The organism is Lelliottia nimipressuralis, from assembly GCF_004115925.1.
GTDB classification, from domain to species: domain Bacteria; phylum Pseudomonadota; class Gammaproteobacteria; order Enterobacterales; family Enterobacteriaceae; genus Enterobacter; species Enterobacter nimipressuralis.
Map to the genome: position 1 here is coordinate 100,187 of NZ_SDDX01000021.1, position 22,092 is coordinate 122,278.

The 22,092-nt window shown below is 56.8% G+C and carries 20 protein-coding genes and 1 riboswitch; of the genes, 10 read left to right on the forward strand and 10 right to left on the reverse strand.

All coding sequences use genetic code 11. The annotated features are described in order from the left end of the window. The first annotated feature begins 5 nt into the window (after positions 1–5). The 3 genes from ETG88_RS17705 (at position 6) to yegS (ending at position 3,004) form a co-directional block, all read left to right on the forward strand. A complete protein-coding gene (locus ETG88_RS17705) occupies positions 6–338 on the forward strand; it encodes a YegP family protein (RefSeq protein WP_129035993.1) in 333 nt (110 codons plus the stop codon). A gap of 153 nt (positions 339–491) precedes the next feature. Then, a complete protein-coding gene (gene trhP / locus ETG88_RS17710; RefSeq protein WP_100779590.1) occupies positions 492–1,853 on the forward strand; it encodes a prephenate-dependent tRNA uridine(34) hydroxylase TrhP in 1,362 nt (453 codons plus the stop codon). Between the two features lie 251 nt (positions 1,854–2,104). Then, positions 2,105–3,004 (forward strand): lipid kinase YegS, encoded by a 900-nt coding sequence (yegS, locus tag ETG88_RS17715; protein ID WP_100779589.1) that lies wholly within the window; start codon positions 2,105–2,107, stop codon positions 3,002–3,004. Positions 3,005–3,091: 87 nt separating this feature from the next. On the opposite strand, the gene ETG88_RS17720 is transcribed toward yegS, so the two are convergent. From ETG88_RS17720 to fbaB, 7 genes are all read right to left on the reverse strand, one after another. Next, positions 3,092–3,865: an ABC transporter ATP-binding protein gene (locus tag ETG88_RS17720; protein WP_102104106.1), complete on the reverse strand. Its 774-nt coding sequence runs from the start codon at positions 3,863–3,865 to the stop codon at positions 3,092–3,094. Between the two features lie 9 nt (positions 3,866–3,874). Continuing rightward, positions 3,875–4,738, reverse strand: a complete 864-nt coding sequence (locus ETG88_RS17725) for an ABC transporter ATP-binding protein (protein WP_129035994.1) — start codon at positions 4,736–4,738, stop codon at positions 3,875–3,877. After that, positions 4,710–5,615, reverse strand: a complete 906-nt coding sequence (locus ETG88_RS17730) for an ABC transporter permease (RefSeq protein WP_123427338.1) — start codon at positions 5,613–5,615, stop codon at positions 4,710–4,712. The genes ETG88_RS17725 and ETG88_RS17730 overlap by 29 nt, the downstream gene beginning before the upstream one ends. Beyond that, positions 5,612–6,649 (reverse strand): ABC transporter permease, encoded by a 1,038-nt coding sequence (locus ETG88_RS17735; RefSeq protein ID WP_129035995.1) that lies wholly within the window; start codon positions 6,647–6,649, stop codon positions 5,612–5,614. Before ETG88_RS17735 ends, ETG88_RS17730 begins: the two co-directional genes overlap by 4 nt. Then, positions 6,646–8,262: an ABC transporter substrate-binding protein gene (locus ETG88_RS17740; RefSeq protein ID WP_100779584.1), complete on the reverse strand. Its 1,617-nt coding sequence runs from the start codon at positions 8,260–8,262 to the stop codon at positions 6,646–6,648. Before ETG88_RS17740 ends, ETG88_RS17735 begins: the two co-directional genes overlap by 4 nt. Before the next feature lie 33 nt (positions 8,263–8,295). After that, entirely contained in the window at positions 8,296–9,450 is a 1,155-nt protein-coding gene (locus ETG88_RS17745) for a mandelate racemase family protein (RefSeq protein ID WP_100779583.1), read from the reverse strand. Positions 9,451–9,761: 311 nt separating this feature from the next. Continuing rightward, positions 9,762–10,814: a class I fructose-bisphosphate aldolase gene (gene fbaB, locus ETG88_RS17750; RefSeq protein WP_129035996.1), complete on the reverse strand. Its 1,053-nt coding sequence runs from the start codon at positions 10,812–10,814 to the stop codon at positions 9,762–9,764. A gap of 252 nt (positions 10,815–11,066) precedes the next feature. Between fbaB and ETG88_RS17755 the strand changes: the two genes are divergently transcribed. The 3 genes from ETG88_RS17755 to ETG88_RS17765 are packed head-to-tail and all read left to right on the forward strand — an operon-like array spanning position 11,067 to position 14,298. Beyond that, complete coding sequence (locus ETG88_RS17755) at positions 11,067–12,344, forward strand: nucleoside permease (RefSeq protein ID WP_100779581.1); 1,278 nt, start codon at positions 11,067–11,069, stop codon at positions 12,342–12,344. Continuing rightward, a complete protein-coding gene (locus tag ETG88_RS17760; protein ID WP_129035997.1) occupies positions 12,341–13,345 on the forward strand; it encodes an ADP-ribosylglycohydrolase family protein in 1,005 nt (334 codons plus the stop codon). Before ETG88_RS17755 ends, ETG88_RS17760 begins: the two co-directional genes overlap by 4 nt. Further along, a complete protein-coding gene (locus tag ETG88_RS17765) occupies positions 13,342–14,298 on the forward strand; it encodes a PfkB family carbohydrate kinase (protein WP_129035998.1) in 957 nt (318 codons plus the stop codon). The genes ETG88_RS17760 and ETG88_RS17765 overlap by 4 nt, the downstream gene beginning before the upstream one ends. On the opposite strand, the gene ETG88_RS17770 is transcribed toward ETG88_RS17765, so the two are convergent. From ETG88_RS17770 to thiM, 3 genes are read right to left on the reverse strand one after another with little or no spacing between them, the layout of a single operon-like run. Then, positions 14,272–15,018 (reverse strand): GntR family transcriptional regulator, encoded by a 747-nt coding sequence (locus ETG88_RS17770; RefSeq protein WP_129035999.1) that lies wholly within the window; start codon positions 15,016–15,018, stop codon positions 14,272–14,274. The genes ETG88_RS17765 and ETG88_RS17770 overlap by 27 nt on opposite strands. A 49-nt stretch (positions 15,019–15,067) precedes the next feature. After that, on the reverse strand, positions 15,068–15,868 hold the full coding sequence (gene thiD, locus ETG88_RS17775) for a bifunctional hydroxymethylpyrimidine kinase/phosphomethylpyrimidine kinase (protein WP_129036000.1): 801 nt from the start codon (positions 15,866–15,868) through the stop codon (positions 15,068–15,070). Continuing rightward, positions 15,865–16,635, reverse strand: a complete 771-nt coding sequence (gene thiM, locus ETG88_RS17780; protein WP_129036001.1) for a hydroxyethylthiazole kinase — start codon at positions 16,633–16,635, stop codon at positions 15,865–15,867. The genes thiD and thiM overlap by 4 nt, the downstream gene beginning before the upstream one ends. A 36-nt stretch (positions 16,636–16,671) precedes the next feature. Continuing rightward, positions 16,672–16,768: riboswitch (TPP riboswitch) on the reverse strand. A 470-nt stretch (positions 16,769–17,238) separates the two neighbouring features. On the opposite strand from thiM, the gene ETG88_RS17785 reads away from it, so the two are divergent. From ETG88_RS17785 to ETG88_RS17800, 4 genes are all read left to right on the forward strand, one after another. Beyond that, the gene (locus ETG88_RS17785; protein WP_129036002.1) at positions 17,239–18,183 is read left to right on the forward strand and encodes a YadA-like family protein; all 945 of its coding nucleotides are present in this window, start codon (positions 17,239–17,241) and stop codon (positions 18,181–18,183) included. Positions 18,184–18,384: 201 nt separating this feature from the next. Continuing rightward, on the forward strand, positions 18,385–18,846 hold the full coding sequence (locus ETG88_RS17790) for a hypothetical protein (protein WP_100779562.1): 462 nt from the start codon (positions 18,385–18,387) through the stop codon (positions 18,844–18,846). Positions 18,847–19,109: 263 nt separating this feature from the next. Then, the gene (locus ETG88_RS17795) at positions 19,110–20,486 is read left to right on the forward strand and encodes a diaminobutyrate--2-oxoglutarate transaminase (protein ID WP_123427324.1); all 1,377 of its coding nucleotides are present in this window, start codon (positions 19,110–19,112) and stop codon (positions 20,484–20,486) included. Positions 20,487–20,502: 16 nt separating this feature from the next. Beyond that, positions 20,503–21,969 (forward strand): pyridoxal phosphate-dependent decarboxylase family protein, encoded by a 1,467-nt coding sequence (locus tag ETG88_RS17800; RefSeq protein ID WP_129036003.1) that lies wholly within the window; start codon positions 20,503–20,505, stop codon positions 21,967–21,969. Positions 21,970–22,092 lie beyond the last annotated feature (123 nt).

The following is a 22,092-nucleotide window of genomic DNA, read 5'->3' on the forward strand; positions in this document are numbered from 1 at the left end:
GTTTTATGGCTGGTTGGTTCGAACTAAGCAAAAGCAGTGACGGGCAGTTCAGATTTGTTCTGAAAGCAGGAAACGGAGAAATTATCCTCACCAGTGAGCTGTACACCACCAAATCCGCAGCAGAAAACGGCATTGCCTCCGTGCGTACCAATAGCCCGCACGACGAGCGCTATGAGAAAAAAACGGCGACCAACGGGAAATATCACTTCAACCTGAAGGCGGCAAACCACCAGGTGATCGGTTCAAGCCAGCTTTATGCTTCCGAGCAGACGCGGGAAAGTGGTATCGCCTCGGTGAAAAATAATGGCTCCAGCCAGATGGTGAAAGATTTAACCTGACCCGCCAGACCCGCCGGGCAGGCTTTGCCGCCAACCGGCGCTTTACCTCCCTCCCCCGCAGCGCTACAATGCCCGCCCTTAAAGTAGGGGATCTCCCCTTACCGCTGCACCGGGTGCACGCGGATCTGACCTGTCATCAGAACGAGAACAAACATGTTTAAACCAGAACTCCTTTCCCCGGCGGGAACGCTGCAGAATATGCGTTACGCTTTCGCTTACGGTGCCGATGCGGTGTATGCGGGCCAGCCGCGTTACTCTCTGCGCGTGCGTAATAACGAATTCAACCACGAGAATTTGCAGCTCGGCATCAACGAAGCGCATGCCCTGGGCAAGAAATTTTACGTGGTCGTGAACATCGCGCCGCACAACGCCAAGCTGAAAACGTTTATTCGCGATCTGAAGCCGGTTGTGGAAATGGGTCCTGATGCGCTGATTATGTCCGATCCCGGTTTAATCATGCTGGTGCGTGAGAATTTCCCGGAGATGGATATCCATCTTTCCGTGCAGGCCAACGCCGTCAACTGGGCGACGGTCAAATTCTGGAAACAGATGGGCCTGACGCGTGTGATTCTGTCGCGCGAGCTCTCTCTTGAAGAGATCGAAGAGATCCGCACCCAGGTGCCGGAAATGGAACTCGAAATCTTCGTTCACGGCGCCCTGTGCATGGCCTACTCTGGCCGCTGCCTGCTCTCCGGCTACATCAACAAGCGCGACCCGAACCAGGGAACCTGCACTAACGCCTGCCGCTGGGAATATAACGTCCAGGAAGGGAAAGAAGATGATGTGGGCAACATCGTGCACAAGCATGAACCGATTCCGGTGAAAACCGTGGAGCCGACGCTGGGCGTGGGCGCACCAACCGACAGCGTGTTTATGATTGAAGAGGCCAAACGTCCGGGCGAATACATGACGGCGTTTGAAGACGAACACGGCACCTACATCATGAACTCCAAAGATCTGCGCGCGATTGCGCACGTCGAGCGTCTGACGCAGATGGGCGTGCACTCGCTGAAAATCGAAGGCCGCACCAAGTCCTACTACTACTGCGCCCGTACCGCACAGGTGTACCGTAAAGCCATCGACGACGCCGCAGCGGGAAAACCGTTTGATACCAGCCTGCTGGAAACCCTGGAAGGCCTGGCTCATCGCGGCTACACCGAAGGCTTCCTGCGTCGTCATACTCATGACGATTATCAGAACTACGAGCACGGCTACTCCATCTCCGAGCGCCAGCAGTTTGTCGGCGACTTTACCGGCGCGCGCAAAGGCCCGCTGGCGGCAGTGGCAGTAAAAAATAAATTCACCAAAGGCGACAGCCTGGAGCTGATGACCCCGCAGGGCAATATCAACTTCACGCTGGAGCATCTGGAAAACGGTAAAGGCGAAGCAATCACCGTCGCCCCTGGGGATGGTCACACCGTGTGGCTGCCGGTACCGGAAGAGGTGGAGCTGGAATACGCGCTGCTGATGCGCAATTTTGCTGGCGAAAGCACCCGTAATCCGCACAGTAAATAGTCAACTGTCGGGATTTTTTCAGCATGGGATAATTCTTAGAATCGGATCACATACCGCTTCGTTCAATACGGGTATTATCCCCTGCGCTGAAAAACATAACCCATAAATGCTAGCTGTACCAGGAACCACCTCCTTAGCCTGCGTAATCTCCCTTACGCAGGCTTATTTTTTGCCCTTTCATCCTGTTCTTACCCGCTTTTTCCCTCGCTGGGATACACTCTTGTTAGTGCTAAAAAAGGGAGCAACGCTGAATGGCGACATATCCGGATAGTTTATTGATCCTCAACGGCAAAAGCGCAGGCAACGACCTTCTGCGCCAGGCGATTGCCGACTTGCGTGATACTGGCGCGAACATTCACGTTCGCGTGACCTGGGAAAAAGGCGATGCCGCGCGGTATATCGACGAAGCCTGTCGGCTTGGGGTGGCGACGGTGATCGCCGGGGGCGGCGATGGCACCATTAACGAAGTCGCGACGGCGCTGATTGAACACGATAGTGCTCAGCGCCCGGTAATGGGCATTTTACCGCTCGGTACCGCCAATGATTTCGCCACCAGCGCAGGCATTCCGGAGACGCTGGACAAGGCGCTCCAGCTGGCTATTGTCGGGAAACCGGCAGCGGTGGATATTGCCCAGGTGAATGATAAAACCTGTTTTATCAATATGGCGACGGGCGGATTTGGTACGCGCATTACCAGCGAAACGCCGGAGAAACTGAAAGCAGCCCTTGGCGGTGTGTCGTATCTGATTCACGGTTTGATGCGCATGGATATGCTCAAGCCCGATCGCTGCGAAATTAACGGTGAAAACTTCCACTGGCAGGGCGATGCGCTGGTGATCGGTATCGGAAACGGGCGTCAGGCGGGCGGCGGACAGCAGCTGTGTCCGGACGCGTTGATCAACGATGGGCTGTTACAGCTGCGTATCTTCACCAGCGACGGCATGCTGCCTGCCCTGTTCACCACACTGACCCGCCCGGAAGAGAGCCCGAATGTGCTCGACGGACAGTCCGCGTGGTTTGAAATTATCGCCCCACACGGCATGACCTTTAATCTCGACGGCGAGCCGCTCAGCGGGGAACATTTCCGTATTTCCCTGCTTCCCGGTGCGCTGGAGTGCCGTTTGCCGCCGGATTGTGCGCTTCTGCGGTGACCGTTTTGCCAGGCGACGCTTTCCTTGCACGAGCCTGCACACCCGTAGGCCCGCAAAGGTGCAGCTACCACCCGGCCCCCACGCCACTTAATACGCCGCCACCTCGCGCGCCATCTCCCGGCTGTACTGCTGGCTGGCATTGACCAGCATCCGCGTATAGTCGGTTTTGGCGTTTCCGGCGACCAGTTCATCCACGCTCAGGGTCTCCAGAATCTTGCCGTACTGCATCACCGCCACTTTCTGGCACAGGTGCGCAATCACGCCCAGATCGTGCGTCACCATTAAATAGGTGAGATTCGATTCGCGCTGGAGTTCCGCCAGTAAATTAAGGATCTCCGCCTGCACTGACACGTCCAGCGCCGACGTCGGTTCATCCAGCAGCAACACCTGCGGCTCCAGAATCAGTGCCCTGGCGATGGCCACGCGCTGACGCTGCCCACCGGAGAGCTGATGCGGATAGCGATCGCGAAACGCCCGGTTCAGCCCCACTTTATCCAGCAAACCGTGGATACGCCGGTCGCGATCCTGAATGCCGTGGATTTGCAGCGGCTCTTCCAGAATATCGCCGATTGTATGACGCGGATGCAGCGATCCGTACGGGTCCTGAAAGACCATCTGCACGCGACGGCAACGCTCAGCGTTAATCTTTCGCCCCAGCGGTTTCCCGTCGATGGCAAGTTCGCCGTCCCAGTGGGTGAACAGCCCGGCCAGACATTTCAGCACCGTGGTTTTGCCGGAACCCGACTCCCCCACCAGCCCGTAAATTTCCCCTTCGCCGACGTGAATATTCACATCGCTCAGCACCTGATTGCGCTTTTCACCCTCGCCAAAGGCCAGGTTGAGGTTGTTAATCTCGATCATCTCTGCTCCTTACTCCGTAAGCCAGCTGGCCTGACGCTGCAATACCGGCAGCACCGGACGGCGGTGGTTAAGTTCCGGCAGGGCGCTGATTAACCCCTGGGTATAAGGATGCTGCGCCTTGTGCAGATCGCAGGCGGCGATGGATTCCACCACCCTCCCGGCGTACATCACCAGCACCCGGTCACAGAAACTGCGCACCAGGTTGATATCGTGGCTGATAAAAATCAGCCCCAGGCCGCGGGATTTCACCAGATCGTCCAGCAATCCCAGCACCTGCAAACGCACAGAGACATCCAGCGCGGAGGTCGGTTCATCGGCGATCACAAGCTCGGGATCGGTGATCAGCATCATGGCGATCATGATGCGTTGCCCCTGGCCGCCGGAAATTTCATGCGGATAGAGGTGATAGACCCGCTCCGGCTGGCGAATGCGCACCACGTCGAGCATCTCCAGCACTTTGGCTTTGGCCTCGGCTTTGCGCCCCGGATGGTGCGTCAGCCAGGCTTCGGCGATCTGATCGCCGACACAGACGACCGGATTGAGAGAGTATTTCGGGTCCTGCATGATCATTGAGATGCGCTTACCGCGAATGCCGCGCATTTGCGCCTCGCTGACGCTGCGCAGATCGACATCGCCAAACTGCATCCTGGTTGCGCTGATGCGCGCTTTTGCCGGGTGCAGACGCAAAAGCGCGCGCCCGACGGTGGATTTCCCTGAGCCGGACTCGCCGACAATCGCCAGCTTTTCGCGTCCGAGCTGGAAGGAGACGCCGCGCACGGCATGGGTCACCGCGCCGCCGTTGATAAAATCGACGTGCAGATCGCGCACATCGAGCAGTGGAACGTTATTCGCTGCGAGGATCGAGGATGTCACGTAGGCCATCTCCTAAGAAGTTGAACGCCAGGCTGTTGATCAGAATCGCCAGCCCCGGAATAGTCACTACCCACCAGCACTCCATCATGTAAGTGCGCCCGCTGGAGATCATCGCGCCCCACTCCGGCTCCGGCGGCTGCGCGCCCAGGCCGAGAAAGCCCAGACCGGCAGCGGTCAGGATGATCCCCGCCATGTTCATGGTGATACGGATAATCACCGACGGCAGACACAGCGGCACGATATGACGCCACAGCACGCGGACGGGAGACGCGCCCTGCAGGCGTACCGCCGAGATAAAATCGGCCTGACGCAAAGAGAGCGTTTCCGCACGCGCCAGGCGCGCTATCGGCGGCCATGCGGTGAGCGTAATGGCAATCACCACGTGCTCCAGCCCCGGACCGAGCGCTGCCACGAATGCCAGCGCCAGCACCAGGCTCGGGAACGAGATAAAGATATCCGTCACCCGCATCAGCACCGCATCCACTTTGCCACCGAAATACCCGGCAGTGACGCCCAGCAGCAAACCGAGCGGCCCGACGGTGACCGACACCAGCAGCACGATATAGAGCGTGATGCGCGAGCCGTACACCAGGCGACTGAAAATATCGCGGCCAAACTCGTCGGTGCCGAACCAGTGCTGCGCATTCGGCGCGACCAGCGCATTGTTGAGGTCCTGCACCAGCGGGTTGTAGGGCGCAATCAGCGGCGCAAAGGCGGCCACGATCAGCAGTAGCAGAACAATCCCGCCGCCGATGGCAGTCAGCGGATTGCGCGCCATTTTGCCGACAAAACCGCCCGCCCGGTTCAGGGTGCGTTTAATACGCTGGCGGCTTTCGCTGTTGCGCGCCCCCAGCGGCGAATCCAGAGAAACGGTCATGATTTCGTCCTCGGGTCGAAGAGTTGATACAGCATGTCGGAGAGCAGGTTGAGCATCACGAAGATCAGCCCCACCAGCAGCACACAGCCCATCACCGCATTCATATCGCCGAGCAGCAGGCTGCCGGTGAGATAGGAGCCAAAGCCCGGCCAGGAGAAGACGGTTTCAATCAGCACCGCCCCTTCCAGCAGCGAGCCGTAGGCCAGCGCCACGACCGTTAACAGCTGAACGAGGATATTGCGAAACGCGTGATTCCAGATCACCTGACGCTCGGTTAAGCCTTTCACCCGCGCGGTGATGATGAACTCCTGGGAGAGCTGCGCCAGCATAAAGCTGCGCGTCATGCGGCTGATGTAGGCCAGCGAATGGAAGCCCAGTAACGACGCGGGCAGCACCAGGTGATTGATCGCATTCCAGAACACGGCGCTGTTTCCGGCCAGCAGCGCATCGATGGTCATAAGCCCGGTCCGACGCGGCACAATACCGTCCAGCCCCAGATCGAGCCGTCCCGCGCCGCCCACCCAGCCGAGCCAGGCGTAGAACAGCAGCAGCCCCATCATCCCGACCCAAAAGATCGGCGTGGAGTAACCCGCAAGGCTGATAATGCGCACCACATAATCAGAAAGACTGTTACGACGCGCCGCCGCCAGCACGCCAAGCGGAATGCCTAACCCCGCGCCGACGATAATCGCCATCGTCGCCAGCTCCAGCGTTGCCGGGAAGACGCGCAGAATATCGTCTGTGACCGGTTTGCCCGTCAGCAGCGCGTTATCCAGATCGCCGTGCAGCAGGTTGTTCAGATATATACCAAACTGCGTCAGCAACGACTGGTCGAAGCCCAACTGATGATAAACCTGCTGATAGGTGCTGTGGTCGGCATCCGGGCCGACAATCGCCAGCACCGGATCGACCGGCATCACGCGGCCAATAAAGAACGTCAGCAGCAGCAGGCCAAACAGCGTCACCAGCACCTGCGTCAGTCGCTTTGAGAAACGGCGGGTCCGGGAGCCGGGAGAGAGGATCGCGACGCTCATTTTTCACCTCCGGTTTTGTAGACTTCACGCAGGAAAGTGGTGGCCGACGGGTGCGACTGGAAGTTTTTCACTTCATTACGCACGACAACGGAATCCACCATCTGCGACAGCGGCACCATTGCCGGAATGAGTTCGTCGTAGCGCACCTGGATTTGCTGATAATCCGCCACTTGCTTCTGCGGATCGCGTTCCAGCAGTGCTTTGTCGATCATCTCGTTCAGCGGCTTGTCGTAGAAACTGGTGCGCCAGCCCTGGAAGTTGGTGAGCCGCGCTTCGTCGCTGTTGTCCGGGTTATAGACCAGCGCACGCAGGCTGGAGTGCGGGTGCGGTTCGACGCCGCTCCCGCCGCGCCCGACCAGCATGTCGAACTTACGCTCGCGCATGGCGCCGTAGATCTGATTGCCGGTACCGGTGATGATTTTGGCATTGATCCCCGCCTGCATCAGCGTCGACTGCACCGCGATGGCAATATTAAGGAACGGCTGATCCGCCAGCACGCGCAGGGTGGTGTCGAAACCTTCCGGATAGCCCGCCTCTGCCAGCAGCTTTTTGGCGCGCGGAATATCCAGCCGGTAACCCGGATCAGGGAGCGTCGACGGCATACCGGCTTTGATTGGGCGCTGATGCAGCACACCGTAGCCCGGCATCAGGGCTTTGTTGATGCCCTGATAATCAATCAGATAGCGCACCGCTTCGCGCACTTTCGGGTTGGCGAAGTGCGCCTCTTTCATGCTCATCGCCACGTAATAGACCGTCCCCTTCTGCACGGCTTCAACCGTAAGCTGAGGGTCTTTGCGCAGGGCGTTGATATCCGACACCGCCATGTTACTGGCAATATCCAGATCGCCTTTCTCAATCATCAGGCGCAGGGTTTGTGACTCCTGAAAGTGGCGCAGCACGACGCGATTCATTTTCGGTTCATCGCGCCAGTAGTGCGGGTTGCGCTGCATACGCAGCACATCTTTCGCCTGCCAGGTTTCCAGCATGAATGGGCCAGAACCGGCCTCGTTGGTGGTCAGCCAGCGGTTACCCCAGTCGTTATTCACCTCATGGGACTGCACCGTTTTGCTGTCGAGCACCCCCAGATTGCCGAGCGCCCCGAGAGAATAAATTACCAGCTGCGGATCGTTAGGCTTGGGCAGCACGATCTGCACGGTGTAGTCGTCGGTCGCGCGGATTTGCTGGTCGATGTTTTTCTTCGAAAAGCCGTAGGATTTCCAGACGGACGCCTGCGCCAGATTGAGGTGCAGCAGACGGCGCATCGACCACACCACATCCTGCGCCGTGAGCGGGTTGCCCGAGTGGAATTTGACGTTATCGCGCAGATGGAAAGTCAGGGTTTTGCCGTCTGGCGCAATATCCCAGGATTTCGCCAGCGCGGGCCTGACGTGGGTGAGTTCGTTCGGATCCAGCTCCACCAGCGAATCGTAGAGATTCACCACGATGCCAACCACTTCGTTGCCGGTCATCGCCGCCGGGTCGAGGGTCAGCAGGTTGTTCATGTTCATGCCGATGATGAGCTGGTCGGGCGGCGTTTTCGCGTACGCCGCACCGCTCCCCATCATCAGCGAGAGCGCGAGTACACACGCTCTGCACAGCGGAGTTTGTTTCATGTATATATCGCCTGTAGGGTACGTTTTTATGTGTCAGTCGTGGCTGACGATATTGGCTTCGATATACGCAAAATTAATGTCTTCGCCGAGTCCAGGGCGATTCGGCAGGCTGACCATGCCATGTTCATCCATCGGGTCGACCAGGCTGTGGAGATACGCCGCCGGTTGGTCGTAATCAAGGAACGGGTGCAGCAGGCCGCGCTCATACCAGCGGCAGTTTTTAATGGCGCCGATCACCGCGAGGCTTGCCGCGCCGTTACCGTGCACTTCACAGTCCATGCCGAAGGACTCCGCAAGGTTCGCCACTTTCAGCGTCGGTGAGATCCCGCCCACGCCGTTAGCGCCCGCGCGCAGAATGTCGCACGCCCCCGCTTTCACCCAGTCGGCACGGCTGTGGTGTTTTCCGCCCAGGCTTTCCGGGCCGATAATCGGGATCGACAGGTTTTCCGCAAGCCAGGCGTAGGAGGCCATGCTCTCCTCTTCCATCGGCTCTTCGAACCAGGCGAAGTTGAGTTTTTCCAGTTCTTTGCCGATGTACAACGCTTCAGTACGGCTGTACCAGTGATAGCCGTCGATCATCAGATCGATATCCGGCCCGACCGCTTCACGCACGGCGGCGCAGGCTTTGACGTCCATTTTCGGGTTTGGCGCAAACGAGACGGGTGGCATCCAGGTGTGAAGTTTGATGGCTTTGTATCCGCGCGCCACCAGGGTTTCAGCGAAGCTCGCGTACTCATCCGGCGTCGACAGGCCGCCTGGCAGATCATCGCCACACATGGTACTGCCGTAGGCCGGAACTTTATCGCGATAGCCGCCAAGCAGTTTCCAGACCGGCATATTCAGTTTGCGACCAATCAGATCCCACAGCGCCTGCTCGACGAACCCAAGCGCGCGCTCGGTGAGCTGGTGCGCGCTCCCGCGCTGCCAGTGCGCCAGCTCCTGCCAGATTTTCTCGCGATTGAACGCATCCTGGCCGACCAGCACTTTGCGAAAGAAGGTATTGACCACAAAGGGGCGCACCACTTCCGGCGGCGCGAAAGAGTACCCTTTGGTGCCATCGTCTGCCGTGATCGAGAGCATCGCCATTTTGGCCATACTTTCCGGGCCAGGGTGCGAGTGCCCGGCGCTGTCGGAGACCCGGCGCGTCGGGTACTGGAAGACGGTGACGTTTACAGATTCAATTTTCATTATCAGTCCTTAAAACAACAGAGGTTCAGAGCGACTTCGTAACTTGAAAAGCTGTTTCGAAAGTAACTTTAAGCGCAAAATTCGTCCGCTGCCTTAGACAAATTCCGCTAAGCATCGACCATTTATTGGGCATATGCACGGTGAGGAGTGACAGTTTTCACAAAAGAGAGGGGAAGTGTGAAGTTGATCGGGATAAGGGTTTGGCTGAAATGAAACGGGGTTTTGGGTTATCTCTTTTCCCATAGAAATGAGAGGGAAATTATCGGATCTGATAAATCCCCTCTCCGTTCGGAGAAGGGATTGCAGTAAACCTATGCGATAGTGACTTTGGTATCCAGATACACGTCCTGCACCGCATTGATCAGCTTAACGCCTTCGGTCATCGATTTTTTAAACGCCTTACGGCCCAGAATCAGGCCCATACCGCCCGCGCGTTTATTGATCACCGCCGTGCGCACCGCATCGGTCAGATCCGTTTCGCCGCCTGCCGCACCACCGGAGTTAATCAGCCCCGCGCGGCCCATGTAGCAGTTGGCGAGCTGGTATCGCACCAAATCAATCGGGTTTTCGCTGGTCAGTTTGCTGTAGACACGGTCGTCGGTGTAACCGAAGTTTACCGCCTTATAGCCGCCGTTATTTTCGGCCATTTTCTGCTTCACGATATCCGCGCCAATGGTCGCCGCCAGATGGTTCGCCTGGCCGGTGAGATCCGCAGAAACGTGGTAATCCACGCCATCTTTCTTGAAGGCGTTGTTACGCAGATAGGCCCACAGCACCGTGACCATCCCCAGCTCGTGGGCACGCTCGAACGCCGCGGAGATCTCCTCAATCTGACGACGGGACTGTTCAGAGCCGAAGTAAATTGTCGCCCCTACCGCCACCGCGCCCATGTTAAACGCCTGCTCGACGCTGGCGTATAACGTCTGGTCGTATTCGGTCGGGTAGCTCAGGGTTTCGTTATGGTTCAGTTTTACGAGGAAGGGAATGCGGTGCGCGTAGCGGCGCGACACGGAGGCCAGCACGCCGTAAGTTGACGCCACGCAGTTACAGCCGGCTTCAATCGCCAGCTCAACAATATTCTTCGGATCGAAATAGAGCGGATTGGCGGCAAACGACGCTCCCGCAGAGTGCTCGACGCCCTGGTCAACGGGCAGAATGGACAGATAGCCTGTTCCGGCGAGGCGCCCGGTGTTGTAAAGCGTCTGCATGTTTCGCAGAACCGCAGGCGGGCGATTGTTATCCATCATCACCCGATCAACGTAGTCGTGGCCCGGCAGGTAGAGCTGATCGGCTGGAATAGTCATACAACGATGCTGTAAAAGGCTGTCGGCGTCTTTGCCAAGCAGCTGCGCAATATCAGTCATAGCGATGCTCCCGTAAGTTCCGACATCGTGTCGGAGCGTGATATCCATACCCACATTTTTGTGAGCAGACTAAGCCTGGACCCGTCTTAGCCTATTTTCCAGCCTGAGTCATTTTTTTCAGCACAATCTGCTGGCTCGTTTCGTGTACAACAAAACTGTTACATTGATCAAACAATCATCGCAAAGGTATTTAAAAGGTATTATTGGGTGGTATGTTAAAGGCGTACCCTCTCTGACATGCAGGATTAAACAATGAAAACGAAAGTCCAACTGTCATTCATGATGTTTGTTGAATGGTTTATCTGGGGCGCGTGGTTTGTGCCGCTGTGGCTGTGGCTGAGTAAAAGCGGCTTTACCGCCGGGGAAATTGGCTGGTCGTATGCCTGTACCGCTATCGCCGCGATCCTCTCGCCGATCCTCGTTGGCTCGCTGACAGACCGCTTCTTTGCCGCGCAAAAAGTGCTGGCGGTGCTGATGTTTGCCGGGGCAATTCTGATGTACTTCGCCGCTCAGCAAACGCAGTTCAGCGCCTTCTTCCCGTTGCTGCTGCTCTACTCTCTGACCTACATGCCGACCATCGCCCTGACCAACAGCATTGCCTTTGCGAACGTCGACGACGTGGAGGCCGATTTTCCGCGCATCCGCGTGATGGGGACGATTGGCTGGATCGCCTCGGGCCTGGCCTGCGGGTTCCTGCCGCAGATGCTCGGCTACAACGATATTTCTGACACCAATATTCCCCTGCTGATGACGGCGGCCAGCTCTGCGCTTCTGGGCGTGTTTGCCCTGTTCCTGCCGAACACGCCGCCGAAGAGCACCGGCAAGCTGGATATCAAAGTGATGCTGGGGCTGGATGCGCTCATTTTACTGCGCGATAAAAACTTCCTCGTGTTCTTCTTCTGCTCGTTCCTGTTCGCGATGCCACTGGCGTTCTACTACATCTTTGCGAACGGTTATCTCACGGAAGTGGGCATGAAAAACGCCACCGGCTGGATGACCCTCGGCCAGTTCTCTGAAATCTTCTTTATGCTGGCGCTGCCTTTCTTCACTAAGCGCTTTGGTATTAAAAAGGTCCTGCTGCTGGGCCTGATTACCGCCGCCATCCGCTACGGCTTCTTTGTCTTCGGTGGCGCGGACCAGTACTTCACCTACGCGCTGCTGTTCCTGGGCATTTTGCTCCACGGCGTAAGCTACGACTTCTATTACGTCACCGCGTATATCTACGTGGACAAAAAAGCGCCTGTGCATATGCGTACCGCAGCGCAAGGGCTGATCACACTCTGCTGCCAGGGCTTTGGCAGCCTGCTGGGCTACCGTCTGGGCGGCGTGATGATGGAAAAAATGTTTGCCTATAAAGAGCCTGTGAACGGGTTGACCTTCAACTGGGCCGGAATGTGGGCGTTCGGCGGCATTATGATCGCCGTTATCGCCGTGCTGTTTATGCTGTTTTTCCGCGAATCGGATAAAGAGATCACCGCCATTGAGGTGGATGATGCCGATACTGCGCTGACACGAGGGGAAGTAAAATGAAAGCAGAACGTATTCTCGGTGCCCTGTACGGGCAGATGTTGGGGGATGCGATGGGCATGCCGTCAGAGCTGTGGCCAAGAAGCCGCGTGAAGGCCCATTTTGGCTGGATCGACCGCTTTTTGCCCGGCCCGGCAGAGAATAATGCCGCCTGTTATTTTGGCCGGGCGGAGTTTACGGATGATACCTCCATGGCCCTGAGCCTGGCGGATGCCATTATTGAATGCGACGGGCAGATTGATCCCGACGCCATCGGCAGGCATATCCTGCTGTGGGCCGAAGAGTTTGATGCTTTTAATAAGAACGTGCTCGGCCCAACGTCAAAAATTGCCCTTAACGCCATCCGCAACGGTAAACCGGTGAGCGAGCTGGAAAATAATGGCGTCACCAACGGCGCGGCGATGCGCGCCTCACCGCTCGGCTGCCTGCTCCCGGCCACTCGCCTTGAGCATTTTGTTGAGCAGGTGGCACTCGCTTCAAGTCCGACGCACAAATCGGATCTGGCGATTGCCGGTGCGGTGGTGATCGCCTGGGCAATCTCCCGCGCCATTGACGGGGAAAGCTGGCAGAACATCGTCGACGCCCTGCCCGGCATCGCGCGTTATGCCCAGGAGTCCAGATCCACCACGTTCAGCGCCTCTCTGGCTGCGCGTCTGGAGCTGGCCCTTAAAAGCGTGCGCGAGGCCAACGGCACAGACTCTGCCAGCGAGCAGATTTACCAGCTCGTCGGCGCAGGCACCAGCACCATTGAGTCCGTTCCGGCGGCGATTGCGATGGTGGAACTGGCCGGGACAGACCCGAACCGATGCGCAATTTTATGCGCGAATCTCGGCGGGGATACGGACACTATCGGTGCGATGGCGACCGCGATTTGCGGCGCGCTGCACGGCGTGCAGGCGATTGATCCGGCCCTGAAAGCCGAGCTGGATGCGGTGAATCAGCTGGACTTTGGCTACTACTGCGAGCATCTGCTGCACTATCGGGAAGAAAGAGAGGGCGCATGAGAACCGAACTTTCTCACCAGCTTGAAACCTTAACGGCCCAGCGTCCGGTAACGGTACTGGGTGCGGCGGTCATCGACGTGATCGCCGATGCCTACGCCCTGCCCTGGCGCGGGTGTGATATCGAATTAAAACAGCAGGGCGTGAACATTGGCGGCTGTGCGCTGAACATCGCTATCGCCCTGAAACGCCTCGGGATCACGGCGCAAAACGCGCTGCCGGTCGGGCACGGCGTGTGGGCCGATATCATTCGTAACGCCATGACAAAGCAGGATCTGCACAGCGCGGTGGAAGCCGAAAGCGGTGATAACGGCTGGTGCCTGGCGCTGGTGGAGCCGGACGGCGAGCGCACCTTTATGTCTTTCAGCGGCGTGGAAAACCAGTGGCAGCAGAGCTGGCTGGACGCGCTTGTGGTGCCGCCTCACAGCCTGGTATCGCTCTCAGGCTACCAGCTGGCCTCGCCGTGCGGAGACCTGCTGACGCACTGGCTGGAAGGGCTTAAAGACGTAACGGCGTTTATCGATTTTGGGCCACGCATCGCGGATATTCCTGATGCATTGATGGCACGTATCATGGCCTGCAAACCGATTGTGTCGCTGAATCGCCAGGAAGCCGTTATTGCGGCGGAGCGTCTAGGTGTGTCCGTGGAAACCCTCGGCAAGGCGTGGCAGGCGCATTACAGCTGCCCGCTGATTGTGCGGCACGATAAAGACGGCGCAGAGTATTACGACGGTGAAAATGCCGGGCACGTTCCGGCATTTCCCGCCACGGTGGTGGATACCATTGGTGCAGGTGACAGCCACGCAGGTGGAACGCTGGCCGGGCTGGCGGCGGGCTGGGCGCTGCCGGACGCCGTATTACTTGGCAATGCGGTGGCCGCGTGGGTAGTTAGTCATCGCGGCGGCGACTGTGCGCCGACGCGCGAGGAACTACTCCTCGCACACAAAGACGTATAAATCGCTGCGACAGTAGCTAATACTGTACTCAATCGGCCGGTGTTGCTGGTCAAGCGCGACTTGCTTGATCACCAGCACCGGTATTTTTTCGTCCATTTTGATGTGCATCTGGAATTCGCTGTCCGGCATCCGGGCGCTGACGCGCGAGCGGGTAAGCTGCGGAAAGATGTTCTGGCTGCGGAAATAGTCGTACAGAGAAATACCGATGGCATCAGGGTCGTGGATCAGCCCAACCGGCACCCAGGACTCTTCAATCGATACGGCGTCGTCGTCGACGTAGCGAATGCGTTTCAGCATAAAGACATCGCTTTGCGGTGCGATTGATAGCTCCGATGCCACCTCATCCGGGCATTTGACGATCCGTTTGTTCACCCACAGGGTGTCAGGCTTTTTGCCGCGCAGGACCACCTGCTGAGAAAACCCGCGCGCCTCCTTGAGGGAATACTCAAAGATGTTATTAATCTGCGTGCCATAGCCCTGAGAACGCGTGACCACGCCCTCCTCTTCCAGCGCCTGCAACGCTTTGCGCACGGTAATGCGCGACACCCCGGTCAACTGGCTCAGATCGCGCTCGCCCGGCAAAATGTTGCCATGCTCCAGCATTCCGCTGCGCACGGCGTTTTTTACCGTCTCGGCAAATCTCAGATAAAGCGGGGTATTATCCACCGCCGCAAACCGTTCATTCAGTTGAGCAATTAACCGGGTATGCGCTTGTTCCATCTCTGTTTTCCTGGCAGAAAGTCCTTATTCAGTATACTCCTTCAGCGCTTTACCACCATGCATGAAAATGGTGAACCGGGCCAATACCGTGACCGACTTCCAGAGTATCGGCTTTGGCGAGCGCCAGTGAGAGCCAGGCTTTGGCGTCCTGCACCGTATCGGCCCAGTTTTCATGGCGCGGACGTAGCGCCGCCAGTGCCGCCGACAGGGTGCAGCCGGTGCCGTGGGTGTTTTTGGTGATGACGCGCGGGGCGGTAAATCGCTGCGCACCGTCGCGGGTAAAGAGCCAGTCCGGGCTTTCGGCATCGTCCAGATGACCGCCCTTCATCAGCACCGCCTCACAGCCCAGCGCCAGTAATGCACGGCCCTGCTCTTTCATCTCCTGTTCGCTGCGGGCGTGCGGCGCATCGAGCAGCGCTGCCGCTTCCGGCAGATTCGGCGTGATGAGCGAAACCTGCGGCAACAGCTTTTTACGCAGGGTTTCAACGGCAGACGTTGAAAGCAGCGGATCGCCGCTTTTTGCCAGCATCACCGTATCGAGCACCACGTTTTGCACCTGATAACGCTTCAGCCGCTCGGCCACCGCTTCAACGATATCGGTTTCGGCCAGCATGCCGATTTTGGTGGTATCAATGCGTACATCGCTGAACACGGAATCGAGCTGAGCCGCGACAAAATCTGGCTCAATGCGATAGACCGACTGCACGCCACGGGTATTTTGCGCCACCAGCGCGGTGATGACCGAGCAGCCATAAGCCCCGAGAGCGGAGAACGTTTTGAGATCGGCCTGAATACCCGCGCCGCCGCTCGGATCGGTGCCTGCGATGGTTAGTGCGTTGATACGATTCATGCCTGCGCCTCCAGCGTCCAGAGGGCGTCGATAAAGGCGCTCGCAAAACTGCCCGGCCCGGCGCTGTGTGCGGCGGCTACGCTTCCCGCGCGCTTCATCCATCCACAGGCGGCAGCCACATTATCCAGCCGATCGCCCGGCAGCGAGCAGCTTGCCGCAACCACCGCCGACAAGGCACAGCCGGTGCCGACCACGCGGGTCATCATCGGATCGCCGCCAGCGATGTTTTTCGTTCGCTGCCCGTCGGTGACGTAATCCACCTCCCCCGTGACCGCAACAATGGCGTTGGTCTGGCGTGCCAGTGCCTGGGCTGCGGGCAATGCGCTGGCGGCGGTATCGGTGGTGTCTACCCCGCGACCGCCCGCGCTCATGCCGGCAAGGGCAAGGATTTCTGAGGCATTCCCACGGATGGCGGCGGGTTTCAGAGTGAGAATTTGCTGGCAAAAGCGGGTGCGAAACGACAGCGCACCGACCGCCACCGGATCGAGCGTCCAGGGCTTCCCTGCGGCAACCGCGCGTTCAATTGCCCGGCGCATGGCCTGCGAGCGCGGCGAGGTGAGCGTACCGACATTGATTAACAGCGCATCGGCTATCCCGGTAAACTGCTCCGCCTCTTCGGCTTCGATAACCATCGCCGGAGAGGCCCCGAGGGCCAGTAAAACGTTCGCGGTAAAGGTCTGCACCACATCGTTGGTCATGCAGTGAGTAAGCGGAGAACGAGTACGGAAGTGGTGTAAGACGTGTAAATCGAGCAGGTCAGGCTGCATGGTTTCGCTCCTGCCTTGCGTCAAGAAGCGATAGCCGTGAGGGGCATCTGACTTCCCTACGCTGGCATTATCCAGATCAGGTGGTACGGGTATTTCTCAGCCTTCACAAAGAAGGGCACCCCGAGTCAATTTACTGAGCAGTTCAGTAATTTTAGCAGGGTAGAGCAAGCCATCGCCTCAGGCAAGCCTTCGCGAGCCGATTTCTGACGTGCGTAAGGCCAAAAATATTAAAAAAATAGCCTCAACATTCATTTACTGTGTATACATTTAATCTCTTTGATTATTCAGATTTAATGTTTTTAACTCTCCGCTTCTCTTCGCACTACCACCTCGCAAACCAGGGTAACAATACAAATAAAAACAACGCTTTATGAAAAATTAATGTTTACTTTCAGCAACTTAGATATATGCATTGCACGTGATCTGCGTCAAAGTTCACACGCGTCAGTTAGACGATAGTTCAGCCCGGTTAATAAGATTGTGACCATCAAAAAAATACACCCTCTGGAGCAGACCTACTCGACTCGATTTTTCGCGTCGGTTTTTAGCTGCGTTATATCTAAGAATTATGCATTTATTGTTGAGATTGAGATCGTGAAATTAATGCTTACTCGTAAAACCCCTGTCGCTGTATTTGCGTTGACTCTCATCTGCGCCGGAAGCGTATTTGCTGCACCAATAGATTATTCTCAAGCGTGGGGACATACCGTTGAAACCGCTAACCAGGGGGCTATTGACCTTCTGAACGAGCATCAGGACCAGATCACCCAAAATAAAGTCGATAGCGAACAGGCTTTTCAGGGACTGAATACGCGTATCAGTGGCGTAGATGACGATCTGAATAGCACTAAAGATGCAGTACTGGTGGTCAACTATGATTTACAGCAGACGCGAACGGATTTAAACACGCAAATTGATAATACGAATGACGCGGTCACTCAGCAGAAAATCGACATCGATAATGCGTTGCAGCAGACCAATACGAACATCACTAACCAGATTACGGCGGTAACAAATACCACCACGCAGCAAACGACCAATATTGAAAAAGATCTTCAGCAGACTAAGCAGGATGTGAATCAGCAGATTACGACGGTAAAGAACACCAGCACGCAGCAGTCGGCCAGCCTGAATAAAGATCTTCAGCAGACTAAACAGGATGTGAATCAGCAGATTAACCATCTGCAGAATGCCGCTGCTCAGCAGTCGGCGAGCGTCGAGAAAGACCTGCAAGACGCGAAACAGTCGTTTGCTCAACAGCAGTCCGCCAGCAATAGTCAGTTCAAAAACCTGAAAGATGAAGTGGACGATAACAAGAAAGAATCCCGCAGCGGGGCGGCATCTGCCATCGCCATTGCGTCGATGCCTCAGGTACAGGTGGGCCAGCAGGTGATGTTTTCCGCAGGCGTCGGGACATTCAAAAATGAGCAGGCGCTGAGCGTGGGCGCATCATTCCATGCAGGCGACGCAACCGTGATTAAAGCGGGTGTCAGTGATTCCACCAACAACGATTTCGCGATGGGCGCGGGTATCGGAATTGGCTTCTGATAAATTTGCTCTCGTTGTTAAAGATTGATTTTGTACCTGTTGATGATAGCCATCATGATAAAAATAATACTATTTTCAGCTGTGCTTTATATTTTATTAATACTGACCGGATTTTGGCTCGGGACGATGTACAGAGATTATTTCTCCTGTCGCGATCTCATCTCATCTTTAAATTGTATCCAATGTGTTAGAGGTTATTAAATGAAGAAATTAATGATGGTCGCCATTGCTGTCTCTGCGCTTTCGGCCTGTTCCTCTCCGGCTGAGCGTATGGCGAAGTGTGAAGCGCAAGGCGTCAGCCGCGATACCTGTTATTTAGCGGAGCAAAACCGCACAACGACAATGAACGCCGTGGCCGAAAAACAGGCGCTTGAAAATGCCGCCAACGCCGTGCAGCACGGTCAGAGCGCCAAAGTGCATGACCCGCTGCGTGAAGCCTCGTTCACGGCAAACGGGATCAAAGCCAGCGTCAGCAACGGCTTTTTCACCGCCAAAATCAACGGTAAGCAGGCGACGATAAAGCGTTTTAATGCGAATAGTTATGAGATTAAAGGCGCGGGTTACGTACTCTCCATCACCCTTGATGAAGACGGTATTACCGATGCGTCATGGAATAAAACCCATGGCCGCGATCATGGCTTATTGCAGTTCACGCAGAAGTAATGTTAAGGCGGCTAACGTGCCGCCTTTTTTGTATTGCGCGGGGTGAGGGCTTTTCGCGTCGAAGCGGCAGATTTTTGTTATCAAAAACATCGGGTTATTGAACGCTCTTTAACCCCCCTCTTTTGTAACAAAACAGTAAACAAATTAACCATTGAGCCACGCGCCAAAAGGCTCTATATTGGCCGCGTTTTTTACTCGCCCTATCCTTTACTAACTATTTATTCAATCGAGGCGCATAAGGCTGCCCCGGTTGTGGGAGTGATATGATGACGGATAAAGTCCGTATTGACACCGCAGATGCCCGCAAAAGCAACGAAACCTATCTGGCCCGTCAGGCCGAGTTTGAATCGAACGTCAGGAGTTATCCTCGCAAACTGCCTTTAGCGATCGCTAAAGCAGATGGCGTGTGGATTACCGATGCAGATAATAAAGAATACCTTGACTGTCTTGCCGGCGCTGGCACCCTCGCGCTTGGCCATAACCATCCTGATGTGCTGAAAAGCATCCAAAATGTCATTACCAGCGGCTTGCCGTTACATACTCTCGATCTGACAACACCGTTGAAAGACGAGTTCTCTGAGTATCTGCTCTCCCTGCTGCCAGGCCAGGGCAAAGAATATTGCCTGCAGTTCACCGGCCCATCCGGTGCCGATGCGGTAGAAGCCGCACTGAAACTGGCGAAAAAAGTCACCGGTCGCAGCAGCATTATCAGCTTCTCCGGCGGCTATCACGGGATGACCCACGGCGCGCTCTCTGTGACAGGTAACCTGTCTCCGAAAGAAGCGGTCGATAACATGATGCCAGAAGTGCAGTTCATGCCTTACCCGCACCAGTACCGCTGCCCGCTGGGTATCGGCGGTGACGCGGGCGTGAAAGCGCTGACCTACTACTTTGATAACCTGATCAACGACGTCGAAAGCGGCGTGCGTAAACCTGCAGCCGTGATTCTGGAAGCGGTTCAGGGCGAAGGCGGCGTGAACCCGGCTCCGGCTGAGTGGCTGCAGCGCATTCGTAAAGTGACTCAGGAGCACGGCATTCTGCTGATCCTCGACGAAGTTCAGGCTGGCTTCTGCCGTACCGGCAAGCAGTTTGCCTTCGAACACGCGGGTATCGAGCCAGACATCATCGTGATGTCTAAAGCTGTCGGCGGTGGTCTGCCACTGGCTGTTCTTGGCATCAAAAAGCAGTTCGATGCCTGGGCACCAGGTCATCACACCGGCACCTTCCGTGGCAACCAGCTGGCGATGGCAACCGGCCTGACCACGCTGAAAATTCTGAAAGATCAGAATATCGCTGACAAAGTGGCCGCTCAGGGCGAATGGCTGAAAGGCCAGCTGGTTGAGCTGCAGCAACGTTATCCGGTGATCGGCCACGTGCGCGGCCTGGGCCTGATGATCGGCATCGAGATCGTGAAACCGAACGAAGCGGCAGATCACATGGGCTGTTTCCCAGGCGACGGTGACCTCTCTGCCCTGATCCAGAAGAAATGCTTCGAAGCAGGCCTGATTCTGGAGCGCGGTGGTCGTAACGGCGTGGTTCTGCGTCTGCTGCCATCCCTGCTGATTAGCGATCAGGAACTGAACGTCTTCCTGGATAAATTCGAGCAGGCGCTGCTTGCTGCGGGCGTTCGCCCGGTCTAACGGAGTTAGGAAAAAGATGTCTGAGTCAAACCCAATTCTGTCGTCGTCGGCGCAAAGCATCGAGGCCTATCAGCAGGCCATCGAGCAAAGCTCTCAGGCGGTGATGCAGTGGCTGCAGCAGTCTGAGATGTATCAGGGGAAAACCGTCGCCGAGCTGCGCGAGAATATCTCCCTGAACTTCGGTCAGAAAGGCCTCGGCAACGAAGCGGCGATTGCCCGCGCGGTCGAGTACTTCCTGAAAGACAGCCTGTCGGTTCACCACCCGCAGTGTGTGGCGCACCTGCACTGCCCAAGCCTGGTTGTGAGCCAGGCGGCAGAAGTGCTGATCAACGCCACCAACCAGAGCATGGACTCCTGGGATCAAAGCCCGTCAGCAACCATCATTGAGATGAAGCTGATCGACTGGCTGCGTACCCGCGTGGGTTATCAGGCCGGGGATGCGGGCGTGTTCACCAGCGGTGGCACCCAGAGCAATCTGATGGGCCTGATGCTGGCACGTGACGCGTTCTTCGCGCGTCAGGGCCACTCCATCCAGCAGGATGGGCTGATCGGTGATCTGCGTAAGATCCGCGTACTCTGTTCTGAAAACGCGCACTTCTCCGTGCAGAAGAACATGGCGCTGCTCGGTCTGGGCTACCAGTCGGTCATTCAGGTGAAAACCGACGAGTGCTCACGCATGGATCTGAACGATCTGGCGGCGAAAATTGCCCAGTGCAATGCCAACGGTGAGCAGATTCTGGCGATCGTCGCCACCGCCGGGACCACCGACGCAGGTGCGATCGATCCGCTGCGCGCTATCGCAGAGATGGCCGCAGAGCAGCAGATTTGGGTACATGTGGATGCGGCCTGGGGCGGCGCATTGCTGATGTCCGATAAGTATCGCGGCTACCTGGACGGTATCGAACTGGTGGATTCCATCACCCTGGACTTCCACAAGCAGTTCTTCCAGACCATCAGCTGCGGCGCATTCCTGCTGAAAGAAGCGCGCCATTACGAGCTGATGCGCTACCAGGCGGCCTACCTGAACTCTGAGTTTGACGAAGAAGCGGGCGTGCCGAATCTGGTCTCCAAATCACTGCAGACTACGCGCCGTTTTGACGCGCTGAAGCTGTGGATGAGCCTGGAAGCGCTGGGTCAGGAGCAATACGCGGCCATTATCGATCATGGTGTGACGCTGGCGCAGGACGTTGCCGCGTACGTGAAAGATCAGGCGGTGCTGGAACTGGTAATGCAGCCTCAGCTGGCGAGCGTGCTGTTCCGCTTCCGCCCTGAGCAGGCGCTGAACGATGCGGCTATCGCGTTGCTGAACCAGAAAATCGGTGACGCCCTGCTCGACTCCGGCCGTGCAAACGTCGGCGTGACCGAGCACAACGGCGTGACTTGCCTGAAACTGACGCTGCTGAACCCAACGGTGACGCTGGACGACGTAAAAGTCCTGCTGTCGCTGGTGGAACGTACCGCGTACGAGATTCTGGCGAAGTAAGTCCTTGCTCCCCGCACCCTCTGGTGCGGGGACAATTTTGTTATCCCGCTTTTTCCTTTGCCACTGCGGTTTTCCCGACCAGCTCAGCCATAAATTCGCAGACCTCTAATTCGTTATTTTCTC